Source organism: Paraburkholderia sp. PGU19, from assembly GCF_013426915.1.
Taxonomy (GTDB): domain Bacteria; phylum Pseudomonadota; class Gammaproteobacteria; order Burkholderiales; family Burkholderiaceae; genus Paraburkholderia.
The window spans coordinates 2,173,915-2,190,139 of the sequence record NZ_AP023180.1 but is presented as its reverse complement, the minus strand read 5'-3'; the positions used below and the strand labels follow the sequence as shown (position 1 = coordinate 2,190,139).

12 protein-coding genes and 1 pseudogene are annotated in these 16,225 nt (G+C 61.7%); 11 read left to right on the top strand and 2 right to left on the bottom strand.

What is annotated here, in order from left to right:
* The first annotated feature begins 65 nt into the window (after positions 1–65).
* Both H1204_RS27515 and H1204_RS27510 read left to right on the top strand, forming a co-directional pair.
* Positions 66–2,563: pseudogene (locus tag H1204_RS27515) on the top strand (TonB-dependent receptor).
* A gap of 22 nt (positions 2,564–2,585) precedes the next feature.
* Entirely contained in the window at positions 2,586–3,320 is a 735-nt protein-coding gene (locus H1204_RS27510) for a hypothetical protein (protein WP_180731642.1), read from the top strand.
* A gap of 30 nt (positions 3,321–3,350) precedes the next feature.
* On the opposite strand, the gene H1204_RS27505 is transcribed toward H1204_RS27510, so the two are convergent.
* Together H1204_RS27505 and H1204_RS27500 are read right to left on the bottom strand one after the other, a co-directional pair.
* On the bottom strand, positions 3,351–3,650 hold the full coding sequence (locus H1204_RS27505; protein ID WP_180731641.1) for a DUF4148 domain-containing protein: 300 nt from the start codon (positions 3,648–3,650) through the stop codon (positions 3,351–3,353).
* 429 nt (positions 3,651–4,079) lie between these two features.
* A complete protein-coding gene (locus H1204_RS27500; protein WP_180731640.1) occupies positions 4,080–6,260 on the bottom strand; it encodes a TonB-dependent receptor in 2,181 nt (726 codons plus the stop codon).
* Positions 6,261–6,598: 338 nt separating this feature from the next.
* On the opposite strand from H1204_RS27500, the gene H1204_RS27495 reads away from it, so the two are divergent.
* The 9 genes from H1204_RS27495 (at position 6,599) to H1204_RS27455 (ending at position 16,211) form a co-directional block, all read left to right on the top strand.
* Complete coding sequence (locus H1204_RS27495) at positions 6,599–8,971, top strand: bifunctional salicylyl-CoA 5-hydroxylase/oxidoreductase (protein WP_180731639.1); 2,373 nt, start codon at positions 6,599–6,601, stop codon at positions 8,969–8,971.
* Entirely contained in the window at positions 8,971–9,750 is a 780-nt protein-coding gene (locus tag H1204_RS27490) for an SDR family NAD(P)-dependent oxidoreductase (protein ID WP_180731638.1), read from the top strand. The genes H1204_RS27495 and H1204_RS27490 overlap by 1 nt, the downstream gene beginning before the upstream one ends.
* Positions 9,747–10,304, top strand: coding sequence for a MarR family transcriptional regulator (locus H1204_RS27485; RefSeq protein ID WP_180731637.1), 558 nt, complete (start codon positions 9,747–9,749; stop codon positions 10,302–10,304). The genes H1204_RS27490 and H1204_RS27485 overlap by 4 nt, the downstream gene beginning before the upstream one ends.
* Before the next feature lie 30 nt (positions 10,305–10,334).
* Positions 10,335–11,186, top strand: coding sequence for an enoyl-CoA hydratase family protein (locus H1204_RS27480; RefSeq protein WP_180731636.1), 852 nt, complete (start codon positions 10,335–10,337; stop codon positions 11,184–11,186).
* Between the two features lie 2 nt (positions 11,187–11,188).
* The gene (locus tag H1204_RS27475; protein WP_180731635.1) at positions 11,189–12,385 is read left to right on the top strand and encodes an acyl-CoA dehydrogenase family protein; all 1,197 of its coding nucleotides are present in this window, start codon (positions 11,189–11,191) and stop codon (positions 12,383–12,385) included.
* A complete protein-coding gene (locus H1204_RS27470; protein WP_180731634.1) occupies positions 12,382–12,825 on the top strand; it encodes a thioesterase family protein in 444 nt (147 codons plus the stop codon). The genes H1204_RS27475 and H1204_RS27470 overlap by 4 nt, the downstream gene beginning before the upstream one ends.
* Complete coding sequence (locus H1204_RS27465) at positions 12,822–13,220, top strand: RidA family protein (RefSeq protein WP_180731633.1); 399 nt, start codon at positions 12,822–12,824, stop codon at positions 13,218–13,220. The genes H1204_RS27470 and H1204_RS27465 overlap by 4 nt, the downstream gene beginning before the upstream one ends.
* A gap of 51 nt (positions 13,221–13,271) precedes the next feature.
* The gene (locus tag H1204_RS27460) at positions 13,272–14,912 is read left to right on the top strand and encodes an AMP-binding protein (RefSeq protein WP_180733326.1); all 1,641 of its coding nucleotides are present in this window, start codon (positions 13,272–13,274) and stop codon (positions 14,910–14,912) included.
* A gap of 75 nt (positions 14,913–14,987) precedes the next feature.
* Positions 14,988–16,211, top strand: coding sequence for a dienelactone hydrolase family protein (locus H1204_RS27455; RefSeq protein ID WP_180731632.1), 1,224 nt, complete (start codon positions 14,988–14,990; stop codon positions 16,209–16,211).
* The last annotated feature ends 14 nt before the right edge of the window (positions 16,212–16,225 follow it).

Here is a 16,225-nt window from a genome sequence, read left to right as displayed (position 1 = left end):
TCGATTCTCGCGGGACAAGGCAGATGAGAACACCAGATCATCTACCTCCTCGAGCTTCGTAAAACATGGGACTTTCTGCAAGCGCCTGCGCGAATACCGCCGCACGTTATTCACGTCGTCGCGCGTTTCCCGGGCGGCACCTCATCGGTATCGCGACGGCAACGATCTTTGCGACCATCGCGTCTCCCGCCGCTTCCGCTACTTCCGCTACTTCCACCGCCGATGCAGCGGACACGGCCCAAACCTCGCCGCGCCAGTCTTTCGACATCGCCGCCGGGCCGCTCGAAAGCGCACTCAACCAGTATGGCCAGCAAGCGCGAATCATGCTGTCGTATCCGAGCGCGCTCACAGCGAATCGTCATAGCGCGGGCCTGCACGGCGAATACGATACGCAGCAGGGGCTCGTGCGCCTGTTGCGCGGCACGGGGCTGTCGTCCGTCCAGCAGACCAACGGCAGCTACACGCTGGTCGAAGATGCGAGCAATGTCGAACTCGACGACAGCGCCGTGTTGCCCACCGTCAAGGTCGCCGCGACAGGTATTCGCGCGGGGAGTTACCGACCGCCTCCCGAAGCGAATGTCACGCGCTCCGACATTCCCGTGATCGATGTGCCGCAGGCCATCAACACCGTGCCCGCACAAGTGTTGCGCGATCAGCGTCCGCGCAATCTCGACGACGCGCTCGCCAACGTCAGCGGCATCGTCCAGGGCAACACGCTGGCGGGCACTCAGGACACGCTGCTCAAACGCGGCTTCGGCGGCAACCGTGACGGCTCGATCATGCACAACGGCATGCCGCTCGTGCAGGGCCGCGGCTTCAACGCCGCAGCCGACAGCGTCGAAGTGCTCAAGGGACCGTCATCGCTGCTCTACGGCATCATGGACCCGGGCGGCGTCGTCAACGTGGTGAGCAAGCAGCCGTTGCTCACGCCTTATCACGCCATCTCGCTGCTCGGTTCGACCTACGGCCACGGCCGCAACGGCGCGGACGGCACGCTCGATCTGACAGGGCCGATCGGCGATTCAGGCCTTGCGTACCGTCTCGTCGTCGACCAGGTCAACGAGCAGTACTGGCGCAACTTTGGCGAACACCGCGAGACGCTCGTCGCGCCTTCGCTTGCCTGGTATGGACGCGATACGCAGGTCGTACTGTCATACGAGTATCGCAAGTTCCTTTATCCGTTCGATCGCGGCACCGCGCTCGATCCAAAGACTAACGAGCCGCTGGCCATCCCTGCGCGCGAGCGTCTCGACGAGCCGTTCAACGAAATGGACGGCGAGTCGCATCTCGCGCAACTGACCGTCGATCATCAGATCGACGCGAACTGGAAAGCGCATTTCGGCTACAGCTATAACCGCGAAACGTACGATGCTGGCCAGCTGCGCGTGCAAGGCGTCAACAGCACGACAGGCGTGCTCTCGCGCAGCAACGACGCGACGCACGGTGCGCTCAGCACGGACAGCTACGCGATCGCGTATATCGATGGACATTTCACCGTAGCGGGTTTGCGCAACGACCTGCAGGTGGGCGTCGACGACGAATACCGGCGCATCTATCGCAAGGACCTGTTGCGGCAGGCGACGAAGTACACGTTCAACTATCTACACCCCGTCTACGGCCTCGAACGCTCGTCGACCACCGTATCCGCCAGCGACAGCGACCAGACCGACACGTTACACGACGCATCCGTGTTCTTTCAGGACAGTCTGCATCTGACCGACAAGTGGATTCTCGTCGGCGGCGCACGCTTCCTGTCGTACAACCAGGTCGCGGGACGTGGCCGCCCGTTCCAGGTGAACACCGATCTGAACGGCACCAAATGGCTGCCGCGCGCGGGTGTCGTCTACAAGTGGACCGATACCGTCTCGCTGTACGGCAGCTATACGCAATCGCTGAAGCCGACGTCGACCATCGCTCCACTAGTTCGGGTGTCGTGATCGACTCGTCGGTGCTGCCGGAAGAAGCGACCTCGTGGGAGGTCGGCGCGAAAGTCGCAATGCCGGCCGGCGTGACGGGCACGCTCGCGTTCTTCAACATCGACAAATCGAACGTGCTGGTGTCGCAGTACAACGACTCGACCAAACAAACCGACTGGCGAACGTCAGGCAAGGCGCGTTCGCGCGGCATCGAGCTCGATGTCGCCGGGCAGATCGGCCAACGCTGGAGCGTCATTGCGAGCTACGCGTACATCGACGCGAAAACGACGGAAGACCCACTGTATGCGGGCAACCGGCTGTGGAATGTCGCGCAGCATACGGCGTCGCTCGCCGCCGTCTACGACTTCGGCGCGATCTTCGGCGGCGATCAGTTGCGCGTGGGCGCGGGCGCGCACTATGTCGGCGAGCGGCCCGGCGATTCCGCGAACAGCTTCACACTGCCCGCCTATACCGTCGCCGATGCGTTCGCGAACTACAACACGAAATGGGGCGGACACAATGTGTCGTTCCAGTTGAATGTGAAGAACCTCTTCAACAAGACCTATTACCCGTCCAGCGCGAATCGCTATTTCGTAGCGGTCGGCGACGCGCGGCAAGTGTCGCTCCTTTCCACGCTCGAATTCTGACCCCGGCTACGAGGAGTTGACCATGAAACGCAATCAAACGGCCACGATCGATCACACGCGACGCCACGCGCTCTCTTCCCTGCTAGGTCTCGCGACTGCCGCGCTCTTACCTTCCATCGCTCGCGCCAATACTCAAGACAAGCAGAAGAGTATCGTGATGGTCGTACAACTGAAGGGCCCCAACCTTGCAACCGATCAGCGCATTGCCGCGCATCTCGGCGCACGCGGCTACTCGGTTCAACTCGTCGATCAGGACTACCGCCCCGAACTTGCGCGCGACGCGAGTCTGATCGTCATATCATCGACGGTATCGTCGAAGGATGTGCTGCCTGGGTGGCGCACGCTACCCGTGCCGCTCGTCACCTGGGAAAACGATCTGCTCGACGATTTGGCGATGAGTGGCAAGCGCCATGATGTCGATTTCGGCGAGACCGAAAAAGAGCGTTATCTGTGGCTGGTGAATGCGCCGCATCCAATCGCTGCGGGCTTGCCGGCAGGCGTCGTCAATGTGTATGGAAAGCAGGCGGCGATGAGTTGGGGCAAGCCGGGCCTCGGCGCATCCATTATCGCGAGCGTCTATGGTCAGCCCGACAAGGCTGCCATTTTTGCCTACGAAACGGGGGCGACAATGGATTACGAAACGCTCGCGCCTGCCCGACGCGTGATGTTCTTCATGAGCAACGACTCCTTCTCGAACCTCTCGCAGTCAGGCCAGCAATTGTTCGATGCCGCGATAGACTGGGCCATCAAACGTTAGACATGCAGCACCCGGCTGCACGCTGTTTCATCAATGATGTTCGAATAGCGTGCTATCGCTCATGCCTTTCGCCGGCGATCCCGATTGCGAATAATTCAACGGCATCGTTCCGTAATCGCTCGCCGATTGCCGTGCCGCGGTGGACGCGCTTGCGTTGTAGTCGGGATAGTGCACCTTCGATTGATGCAGCGTGCCGTCTTTCTCGGCCTGCGCAATCTGCGCCGTGACTTCGGCACGCGTCGTACTGTCATTCGAATCGATCTTCGCATACGAGATTGCGGGCGCCAAAAGGGCGGCAGTCAGCATCGCGATGGTGATTGAGGTTTTCATCGAACTCTCCTTCCTTGATGAGCGGGTTCAAAAGATGCACGCTCAGATTAGGTCCAAAAGACTTAACGGTTCCTTATCCGCTCATGACGAATTCAAGTTGCCGTTTGGCATCAGGCTTGGGACCAGGGTTGTGACGGTTAGATTATTGTCGAGCGCGGATGACCAAAATCTGGCCGCTCGATTACTAATCTGTTATCTGCAAGGAAGGCCATCGAGTTGAAGCTGGCACCGGGAGGCGACGATCAATGGCGTACGTTCGGCTGTATCCGAAGCGTCATTTTGTGGATGAAGCTTCGGATAAGATAGATTTGCGTGGTGCTGTCGAATGCGTTAGACGCATCAGAAGCATCGTGTTAGAAGCGACAGTCACACGACACAGTGTGCCCGTCGCTTCCGTACCTCTCTGCGCTGATTATCGCCGCGCTCTGCTTAGAATTGCATTGTTGCGCTAGCCACTGCCGTACGCGTCGCGGACGGGCTGACGTAGTAGCCCCACGCGGTCGTCCAGTAACGGCGATTCAAGAGGTTGTTGATACCCGCGCGGAACGTCACCTCTTTCCCCGCAATACGCGTTTCATACTTGCCGCTCAGATCGAACACCGTATATGCCGGTACGAATTGCGTGTTGGCAGCATCCACGGCCATATCACTGACGTAGCGGCCACCGAACGCCAGCGTAAGGCGACGCATGTACGACGGGTTGTATTCGACACGGCCCGTCACCGTCCATCGCGGCGCCCCGTAGACGCGCTTGCCCTCGATGGTCGGATCGTCGATATCGACGGCCTTGGTATCGAGCCACATCACGCCACCCATCACGCGCCAGTCGCTGGCAAGCTGAAGCCAGCCGCTCGCATCGACGCCCGTATAACGCTTGGTGCCGTCCTGCACGAAGATGTTGGCCGAGTTGGTGTAGTAGTAGCCCTGGTCTACGCGGAACAGCGCCAGATTCGCGCCCCACTTGCTGCGATCCGTCTTAAAGCCCACTTCGTACTGCTTGCTGCGCAGCGGACCAAACGTCGCCGGGTAGTTGAGGTTGGTGTTCGCAGCCGAACCGCCTTGCTCCAGCGACTGGACATAGCTGACATACAGCGTCGAATACGGGTCCGTCTTGTACATCAGCGCCACAGTCGGCGTGACGGGAGACGCGCTGTAATTCGCGGTAGTTGCGCCCGTCGGATCGTACGTGAACTGATGGAACTGCGTGTACCGCAAGCCGAGCAACGCCGAAATGCGCGGCGTGAACTGCACGGTGTCGCTCGCGTAGATAGCGGCCTGAGTCGTGCGGGACTGTTTGTAGAGGTTCTCGCCGATATGCACGTCGGCATTGGTCAGGAACGTGCTGCTATAGATGTTGCCGACGCCGAGGCTGTACCCGTCGTTCCAGCCTTCGCTATTGTCGTACTCGGTGACCTGCGATTGATATCCCGCACCGAAGACGACATTGTGCTTGATGCTGCCCGTGTTGAACTTGCCTTCCACCATCGCGTCGACGTTCTGGTAGAAGTATCGCGTCATCGCCGCATACAGCGTGTTGGAGTAGTCGCCCGCCGTGTTGTACACGTACAGCAGACTGTCCGAGTTCGTGCGGTTTTCCTTCGCGAAGCGGTACTTCACGCTCGCGTGCCAGTTCTCGGAGAGCCGATAGTCGAGACCGGTTCCGAACGACGCCATTTCAACCTGGTAGTAGTTCTGCGGCTGCGACAGATTGTGCGTCACCTTGCTCGCGTCAGGAATGCCGCCCGCGTCCGAGCCGAACATCAGGCCGAAGATCGTGCCTTCCTGCTTGCGTTTCGTGTAGAACGCGTCCACCGTCCAGGTCAGGTCCGGCGTAATGCGGAAGTCCAGCGCCGCTGACGCCACCTGGCGTCGCAGATGACCATTTGCCTCGGCCGTATTGCCTTCTTCGTTGACGAGGTTGAAGCGGTAGCCGAACCGGTCGTCCTTGCCGAAGCGGCCGCCGACGTCGAGTTTTTCGCTGAACACACCCGCCGACTGATAGCCCACCGAGAAGCTGCGATACGGCGTATCGGTCGGACGCTTCAGTACGTAATTGACGATACCGCCCGGCGAGCCAAATCCGTACATGAAGCCGGATAGCCCTTTCAGCAGTTCCACCTGCTCGAACGGCTCGAGTGCGAGATCAGTGTCCCACGAGGGGAAGCTCTGACCATCGACCTTGATGCTGTTGAGCGTGTCGATCGGCAGGCCTCGCACGTTGAACATCGAGTTTTCGCCGATGGCGTTGGTGCTCGTGATCGACACGGCCGGGTCGTACTGGAACAGGTCGTTGGCCGTGTTCGCGAACAGATCCTGCGCCTCTTCGCTTGTCACGACGTGCGTCGAAAACGGCGTGTCGACCTGCTTGAGCGTGCCGAGCGCGCCAGCACTGATCTTGTCGGCCTGCGCCCCATCGTTATCAGCCGACGCTTTTACGCTGACGGTTGGAAGCGTCGCGTCTGCGGCGACGGCGTCCTGCGCGTGAGCGCGCGACGGTGCAGTCGATAGCGCAAGCCCGACGCTGATGAGCAGCGCCGCGCCGAGAACGGACTGGTAACGGGAAAGACGGTGAATAGAAAGCGCGTGGTGGTCAGACTTCAGAATCTTCATTCGTTGTTATGGCAGGCGGGTTGCGAAACACCTGGTGCAAACGGTGGCGAAATTTCGTGTGAATGGTAATGACAACGATTCGCATTTGCAACGAGATTTGACCGTTTAGTAGATTTGATAGTCACCGCGCTACAGCATGTTTTTCGTGCGTAGTTGGCGCTCGCGCCGACTGGTGGCGACTCTCGATCAGGCGAGCCCCGTTTCTTACTCTATCTATCAAATGCGATTCATTCGTATTTTCACAACAAAATCTCACTCCACCTTCCCGCCGAAATTTACTTGACACTTAAACTATCAAAACCTAAAGTAAAGCCGAGCACACACGTTGGGGAACCAGCATGCGCATTGTCTGTATCGGCGGCGGCCCGGCTGGGCTGTATTTCGGGTTGTTGATGAAGCACCGGCATCCGGCGCACGAAGTGGTCATCGTCGAGCGCAACCGGCCGTACGACACCTTCGGCTGGGGCGTCGTGTTCTCCGACCAGACCTTGGGCAATCTGCGCGCCGCCGACGCCAAAAGCGCCGAGATGATCCTCGACGCGTTCAACCACTGGGACGACATCGAAATCAACTTTCGCGGCGCGAAAGTACGCTCCTCGGGGCATGGCTTTTGCGGTATCGGCCGCAAGCGCCTGCTGAACATCCTGCAGGCGCGTTGCGAAGAACTCGGCGTAAAGCTGGTCTTCGAAACCCAGGTCACGAACGACGACGACTACGACGCCGACCTCATCATCGCCAGCGACGGCCTGAACAGCGCCATCCGCCAGAAATACGCGTCGACCTATCAACCCGACATCGACATGCGCGACTGTCGCTTCGTGTGGCTCGGCACGAACAAGCTCTTCGACGCCTTCACGTTCGCCTTCGAAAAAACCGAATGGGGCTGGTTCCAGGCGCATGCGTACCGCTTCGACGACCAGACGTCGACGTTCATCGTCGAAACGCCTGAGCGCGTGTGGCGCGCGGCCGGACTCGACGAAATGAGCAAGGAAGACAGCATCGCGTTCTGCGAGCGGCTCTTTGCGAAGTACCTCGACGGCCATCCGCTGATGTCGAACGCGAGCCATCTGCGCGGCTCGTCGCAATGGATCCGCTTTCCGCGTGTCGTCAATCGCGAATGGGCGCACTGGAAAACAGGCGCCGACGGCAAACGCATACCCGTCGTGCTGATGGGCGACGCCGCGCACACCGCGCATTTTTCGATCGGCTCCGGCACCAAGCTCGCACTCGAAGACGCGATCGAACTCGCGAACAGCATCGACGCGCATCCGCACGATCTCGCCGCCGCACTCGCGCACTACACGGAAGTGCGCAGCGTAGACGTGCTGCGCATCCAGAACGCCGCGCGCAATTCGACGGAATGGTTCGAACATGTCGACCGTTACACCGCTTTCGAGCCGGAGCAGTTCGCGTATTCACTGCTGACGCGCTCGCAGCGCATTTCGCACGAGAACCTGCGCGAGCGCGATGCCGGCTATCTCTCGTCATTCGAAGACTGGCTGGCGGCGCGCGCGGGCATCGAACGCGCGCCGGAAAAGCACTCCGTCCCGCCCATGTTCACGCCGTTCAAACTGCGCGGCGTGACATTGAAGAACCGTGTCGTCGTCTCGCCGATGGCGCAGTATTCAGCCGTCGACGGCATCGCTGGCGACTATCACCTGATGCATCTCGGCGCGCGCGCCATGGGTGGCGCGGCGCTCGTGATGACCGAGATGACGTGCGTGTCGCCCGAGGCGCGCATCACGCCGGGATGCCCCGGCATGTACGCGCCCGAGCATCTCGCCGCGTGGCGCCGCATCGTGCAGTTCGTGCACGGGCAATCCGATGCGAAGATCGGCATGCAGCTCGGTCACGCGGGCGCGAAGGCTTCGACGCGCGTCAGTTGGGAAGGCATCGATCAGCCCTTGCCCGATGACAACTGGCCGTTGGTGTCGGCATCGCCGCAGCAATACCTGGCCGGCGTGAGCCAATGGTCGCGCGAAGCGACGCATGCAGAGTTGCGCGAGATCGAAACGCAATTCGTGCGCGCAACGGAAATGGCCGCTGAAGCGGGCTTCGACTGGCTCGAACTGCACTGCGCGCACGGCTATTTCCTGTCGAGTTTTCTCTCGCCGCTCACCAATCATCGCACCGACGAATACGGTGGCTCGCTTGCGAATCGCCTGCGCTATCCGCTTGAAGTGTTCGCCGCGATGCGCAAGGTGTGGCCGCAGGACAAGCCGATGTCGGTGCGCATCTCCGCGCACGACTGGGTCGACGGTGGCACGACACCCGACGACGCCGTCGAGATCGCACGCGCGTTCAAGGCGGCGGGCGCGGACATGATCGACGTGTCGTCGGGTCAGGTCAGCAAGGAAGAAAAGCCAGTATTTGGACGTATGTTCCAGACGCCGTTCGCCGATCGCATCCGCAACGAGGCGGGCATCGCGACGATCGCAGTCGGCGCGATCTCCGAGGCGGATCACGTGAACAGCATCATCGCAGCAGGCCGAGCGGACTTGTGCGCGGTCGCGCGTCCGCATCTGGCGAATCCGTCGTGGACGCTGAACGAAGCAGCGAAGATCGGCTACTTCGACGTCAACTGGCCGAAGCAATACACGGCGGCCAAGTCGCAGCTCGAACGCAATTACGAACGCGAGCGTGCGCAGGCCGCCGAGAATGCGCGGCTTTCACCGATCGAACGCGCGCAACGCGCGGAAGGAACGGTTTGATGAACAGCACCCTTGCGGGAAAGCACGCTGTCGTGACGGGCGGCGGCAGCGGCATCGGCGCGGCGACGGCAGAAGCGCTGGTTCGCGCTGGCGCGCGCGTCACGCTGATGGGCCGCGACGCGCAACGTCTTGCCGCGCAGCGCGAAACCTTGAGCGCGTATGGCGAGATCGCGGCCTGCATCAGCGTCGACGTGTGCGACGAAACCGCTGTAAACAAGGCGTTTTCTGAAGCATCGTCGATTGCGGGCGCTGTCGATGTGCTCGTCAACAACGCCGGCCAGGCGCAAGCCGCACCCTTCGCGCACACGGATACGGCGCTGTGGCAACGCATGCTCGACGTCAACCTGACGGGCGTGTTTCTCTGCACGCGCGCCGTGTTGCCTTCGATGCTCGATCGCGGCTTTGGCCGCATCGTCAACGTCGCGAGCACGGCAGGACAGATCGGTTACGCGTACGTCGCCGCTTACTGCGCGGCCAAGCATGGCGTGATCGGCCTCACGCGCTCGCTCGCGCTCGAAGTCGCGACGAAAGGCGTCACCGTCAACGCCGTCTGTCCCGGCTATACGGAAACGGAACTGCTGCGCGCGTCGCTCGACCAGATCACCGCGAAGACTTCACGCAGCGAACAGGAAACACGCGGCATTCTCGTGCGCAACAACCCGCAGCGCCGCTTCGTCGCGCCCGCCGAAGTCGCGAATGCCGTGCTGTGGCTGTGCATGCCCGGCTCCGAATCCATCACAGGTCAATCTGTTTCCGTTTCAGGCGGAGAAGTCACATGAGCAACATTGCAAAGAAGAAGACCACTGACACCGCCGAAACCAAACTGGCGCGCAAAGGCATTGCGAAACCCGCGGAGAACGTCGTGGACATGGAAATGAGCACGGGCGCGGATAGCCACATGGGTTTGCGCCTGTGGCTGCGCATGCTGACGACGACCAACCTCGTGCAAGCGGAATTGCGCAAGCGTCTGCGCAACGAGTTCGACACGACGCTGCCGCGCTTCGATCTGATGGCGCAACTGGAGCGTCATCCCGAAGGCCTGAAGATGACGGAACTGTCGCGGAGGTTGATGGTGACGGGCGGCAATATCACCGGAATTACAGATCAACTGGAAAAAGAAGGGCTCGTCGCGCGCGACACCGATCCGAACGACCGCCGTTCGATCAGCGTGCGTCTCACGCCTGAAGGCCGCGCGCTGTTCGACAAAATGGCCGTCGCGCACGAGCAATGGGTCGTCGAAATGTTCGGCGGCCTCGATCTTGATGAGAAATCGCACACGCATCAGAAGCTCGGCAAGCTCAAGCAGCATCTGCTGAACACGATCAAGAGCTGACGCGCGACATCCGCAAAAGAGGAGACAACGATGACCCGTTCCGCTGCCGAAGCCCTGCTGGCCGGCAATCGCATCGCGCTCGCCGCGTATGAGGCGCAGCACTTTGGCTGGTCCGTCAACGCGGGCGTCGCGACGATCATGCTGAACCGCCCCGAGCGCAAGAACCCGCTGACGTTCGAATCGTACGCGGAGTTGCGCGATCTGTTCCGGCAACTCGCCTATGCAACCGACGTGAAGGTCGTCGTGATGCACGGCGCGGGCGACAACTTCTGCTCGGGCGGCGACGTGCACGACATCATCGCGCCGCTGATCGATCTGCCGATGCCCGAACTGCTGCTCTTCACGCGCATGACCGGCGATCTCGTGAAAGCGATGCGGCATTGTCCGCAACCGGTCATCGCGGCCGTCGACGGCGTGTGCGCAGGCGCGGGCGCGATTCTCGCGATGGCCTCCGACATGCGCCTCGGCACCGTGCGCAGCAAGCTCGCGTTTCTGTTCACGCGTGTGGGCCTTGCCGGTTGCGACATGGGCGCGTGCTCGATCCTGCCGCGCATCATCGGCCAGGGGCGCGCATCCGAACTGCTGTATACGGGGCGCTCCGCGAGCGGCGAAGAAGGCTACGCGTGGGGCTTCTACAACCGCCTGTGCGCGCCGGAAGCGCTGCTCGACGAAGCATCGAAACTCGCCGCCGATCTCGCCGCCGGCCCGACGTTCGCGCACGGCGTCACGAAGAAGATGCTGCACCAGGAATGGAGTATGAGCATCGACGAAGCGATCGAATCCGAAGCGCAGGCACAGGCCATCTGCATGACGACGCGCGATTTCGAGCGTGCGTATCGCGCGTTCGCGGCGAAGTCGCGTCCCGTGTTCGAAGGAGACTGACTGTGAAGCCGAAAGATCCGCACGGCGCGTTGGCGTGGCCGTTCTTCGAAGCGCGTCATCGCGAACTGGCTGATGGAATAGAAAGCTGGGCCGCGCAGCATCTCGCGCATGTGCCGCATGACGATACCGACACGACGTGCCGTCAACTCGTGCGCGCATTGGGCGAAGCGGGCTGGTTGAAGTATGGCGTCGGCGGCACGCAATACGGCGGACATGGCGACACGATCGACACACGCGCCGTGTGTCTTCTGCGCGAGACGCTTGCGAAACACGACGGCCTCGCGGACTTCGCGCTCGCCATGCAAGGCCTCGGTTCGGGTGCAATCACGCTGGCGGGTACGCATGAACAGAAATCGCGCTATTTGCCGCGCGTCGCAAAGGGCGAAGCCATCGCAGCGTTCGCGCTATCAGAACCTGAAGCGGGTTCCGATGTTGCGGCAATGGCCTTGCAGGCGCGCGCGGAAGGCGACAGCTACGTGCTCGACGGCGACAAGACGTGGATCTCGAACGGCGGCATCGCCGACTTCTACGTCGTGTTCGCAAGAACGGGCGAGGCACCCGGCGCGCGCGGTATCAGCGCATTCATTGTCGATGCCGATACACCCGGTTTGCAGGTCGCCGAACGCATCGACGTGATCGCGCCGCATCCGCTTGCGCGTCTGCATTTCGCCAACGCGCGCGTGCCGCGAAGCCAGATGCTCGGCGCGCCCGGTGAAGGCTTCAAGATCGCGATGCGCACGCTCGATATCTTCCGCACGTCGGTCGCAGCGGCGTCGTTGGGCTTTGCGCGGCGTGCGTTGCAGGAAGGCCTGGAACGCGCCGCGTCGCGCAAGATGTTCGGCCAGACGCTCGGCGATTTTCAGTTGACGCAGACCAAACTCGCGCAAATGGCGTTGACCATCGACAGCAGCGCGCTGCTCGTCTATCGCGCCGCTTGGCTGCGCGACCAGGGCGAGAGCGTCACGCGCGAAGCCGCGATGGCGAAATGGCACGCGAGCGAAGGCGCGCAACAGGTGATCGATGCCGCCGTGCAATTGTGGGGCGGCATGGGCGTGCAAAGCGGCACGACAGTCGAAAGGCTTTATCGCGAGATTCGCGCGCTGCGCATCTATGAAGGCGCGACGGAAGTGCAGCAACTGATCGTCGGACGCGATCTGCTCAAGGCGCACGCGGCTGCGCAGCAGGACCGCGAATCATGAACACAACGTTCGACATGCCCATGCGCATCCGGTTCGCGCATTGCGATCCGGCTGGCATCGTCTACTTTCCGCAGTATCTGGTGATGACGAACATGCTCGTCGAAGAGTGGTTCAACGAGCGTCTCGCCATCGACTACGCGCACATGATCCAGACGCGCCGCGTCGGCCTGCCTATCGTGAAGCTCGAATGCGAGTTTTCGAAGCCGAGCCGCATGGGCGAAACGATCACGCTTTCGCTGGACGTCACGCGCATCGGACGCCGTTCGGTCGGCATCGCGATCGTCGCCCGTTGCGCGGAAGAAGTGCGCTTTCGCGCGGCGCAAGTGCTTGTGACGACATCGCTTGAAAGCGGCCAGTCGATCGACATTCCCGACGATATCGCCGCCGCGCTCGCGGCATTCGCGCCGCACGCCGTTCAATCCGAGGAGCAACGCTCATGAAAAAACGATCGCTTCTGCCCGCAGGCTGGGTCAAGCCGAAGGGCTATGCCAATGGTGTCGCGGTGACTGGCACACAGGTGTATATCGCGGGGCAGATCGGCTGGAACGAAGAAGCGCGCATGACGAGCGAGCGCTTCGCCGAACAGGCCGTGCAGGCGCTGCGCAACGTGCTCGCGGTACTGCGCGAAGCAGGCGGACAGCCCGAGCACCTCGTGCGCATGACGTGGTACGTCACCGACAAGCGCGAGTACCTCGCGTCGCTCAAGGAGATCGGCCAGGCGTTCCGCGAACTGATCGGCGATTACGACATCGCGATGAGCGCCGTGCAGGTCGTCGCGCTGATCGAGGACGACGCCAAGGTGGAAATCGAAGCAACGGCCGTGATTACCGACTAGCCGCGCAGACCAAACCATTTCGCACATCACGTATGGCAGGGGAGTTTCATGATGGAACCGTCAGCTCACGTCGATACTTTCGCGCGCGATCACTTGCCGCCGCAGGATCAATGGCCGGTGTTCCTGCTCGACAATCCGGACGTCGCGTATCCGGAGCGTTTCAACTGCGCGACTGAACTGCTCGATCGTGCCGTAGAAAACGGGCATCGCGATCGGCCTGCGATCTGGTCCGACGTCGAGGGCAAGCCGCATGCGACCACTTATGGCGAACTGCTCGCGATGGTCAATCGCAGCGCCCATGTGCTGATCGACGAGATGGGTTTGCAACCGGGCAATCGCGTATTGCTGCGCGGGCCGAACACGTTGCAGATGGCCGTCGCGTTTCTCGCGGCGTTGAAGGCAGGTCTGGTAGTCGTGCCGACCATGCCGCTGCTGCGCGCCAAGGAACTCAAGCAGATCATCGACAAGGCGCATATCGGCGCGGCGCTGTGCGACACGCGCCTGACGGAAGAACTCGCGCGCTGCGCGACGCAAGGCGACGAGTACTTTTGCGAAGGCCTGACAAACACGCTGGTCTTTCACGACGACCACGCAGTGGGTTCCCTGGAAACACTCGCTGCATCCAAACCGGCTGAATTCCAGGCCTGCGACACAGCCGCCGATGACGTCTGCCTGATCGCCTTCACGAGCGGCACGACAGGCGCGCCGAAGGGCTGCATGCACTTCCATCGCGACGTGCTGGCGATGTGCGATCTGTTCCCGCGCCACATCCTGAAGCCCACCGCCGACGATATCTTCTGCGGCACGCCGCCGCTCGCGTTCACGTTCGGCCTTGGCGGGCTGCTGTGCTTTCCGTTGCGCGCGGGCGCATCGACAGTGCTGATCGAAAAGCAGACGCCCGAAACGCTGCTGCAAAACGTCGAGCGCTTTCAGGCAACCGTGATGTTCACCGCGCCGACGTTCTATCGGCAGATGGCGCCGTTGATTCCGCGCTTCGACATTGCGTCGCTGAAAAAGACCGTGTCCGCAGGCGAAGCGCTGCCCGATTCGACGCGCGAACTTTGGCGCGAAGCGAGCGGAATCGAAATGATCGACGGCATCGGCGGCACTGAGCTGATTCATATCTTCATCTCGTCGGCGGGACACGATGTGCGGCCGCACGCAATCGGCAAGGCCGTGCCTGGCTATGTCGTGCAAGCCGTCGACGACGACATGCGCCCCGTGCCCACCGGCACGCTCGGCAAGCTCGCCGTGCGCGGGCCGACCGGCTGCCGCTATCTCGCCGACGAGCGTCAGCTCAAGTTCGTGCGCGACGGCTGGAACCTGCCCGGCGATTCCGTCTATATCGACGCAGACGGCTACGTGTTCTATCAGGCGCGCGCCGACGACATGATCGTCTCGGCGGGTTACAACATCTCCGGCCCGGAAGTGGAAAGCGTGCTGATGCAGCACCGGGCCGTCGCCGAATGCGGCGTGATCGGCGTGCCCGACGAGACGCGCGGACAGATCGTGAAGGCGTTCGTCGTGCTCAATGCGGGCTATCGCGGCGATGAGAAACTGGTCGCGGAGTTGCAGGAATTCGTGAAGAATACCGTTGCGCCGTACAAGTATCCGCGCGTCGTCGCCTTCATCGACGCGCTGCCTCGCACGGAAACCGGCAAGCTCAAGCGGTTCGCTTTGCGTGCGATGTAGCGCCTGACGCTTCATTCGATAACGGCGAGCGGCGACGCGCGCAGTCCCCGTCGTCCCACAATCGAGGAGCATTTGATGGCCGGTTCCTTTATCGAAGTCGCCGCTCGCGATGGCGGCCGTTTCAACGCATACATGGCGCGCCCCGCGCAGGGGTCGGGTCCCGGCCTCGTGCTGCTGCAAGAGATTTTCGGCATCAACGACTATCTGAAGCAAACGGCTGACCGTTACGCCGAAGAAGGCTATGTCGTGCTCGTGCCCGATCTGTTCTGGCGCATGCAGCCGAATGTCGTGCTCGGCTACGACGGCGACGACATGAAGCGCGCGCTCGACTTCCACGCGAAGTTCGACGTCGATCTCGCCGTGCAGGATATCGCCGCGACGCTCGATGCGTTGCGCGCGTTGCCCGAGCAACAAGGCAAGATCGGCACGGTCGGCTATTGCCTCGGCGGTAAGCTCGCGATGCTCGCGGCTGCGCGCACGGATGTCGATTGTGCGGTGAGCTATTACGGCGTCGGGCTCGAAGCGTATCTGGACGAAGTGAAGAACATTCGTTGCCCGATGGTGTTTCACCTCCCAGAGAACGACGCGTACTGCCCGCCGCCCGTGCGCGAGCAGATCATGAGCGCGCTTCGCACGCATGCGAACATCGAGCAGTACGTGTACCCCGGCTGCGATCATGCGTTCGCCGCGCCCGCGCGCCCGCAATACGACAAGCCCGCCGAGATGATGGCGTATTCGCGCACGCTTGCGCTCCTGCGCAAGGTGCTCGGCCCGATCTACGATCTGAATACGCTGTGGGAACAGCACTGCTACTTCGAGTTCGCGACGCGCGACGTCGAAGCCGTGATGCCGACCATGGTCGCGCAACCGTACGTCAACCACGTGCCGACCATGACGGGCGGCGTCGGTTATGACAATCTCAAGCGCTTCTACACGAATCACTTCGTCAACTCGAACCCACCGGACACGAAGCTGATTCCCATCTCGCGGACCATCGGTTCCGATCGCATCGTCGATGAATTCATCTTTGCCTGCACGCATAGCTGCGAGATCGACTGGTTGTTGCCGGGTGTCGCGCCGACGGGCAAATACTTCGAGGTGCCGATGCTCGCCGTCGTCTGTTTTCGCGGCGACAAGCTGTATAACGAGCATATCTATTGGGATCAGGCTTCCGTGCTCGTGCAGGTCGGCTTGCTCGATCCGAAGGGCTTGCCCGTTGCGGGCATCGAAAGCGCGCGCAAACTGCTCGATGAGAAGCTGCCGTCCAATCAGCTGATGGGCGACAAGTGGTCGGCGTGATGGTTGCTCGTGCA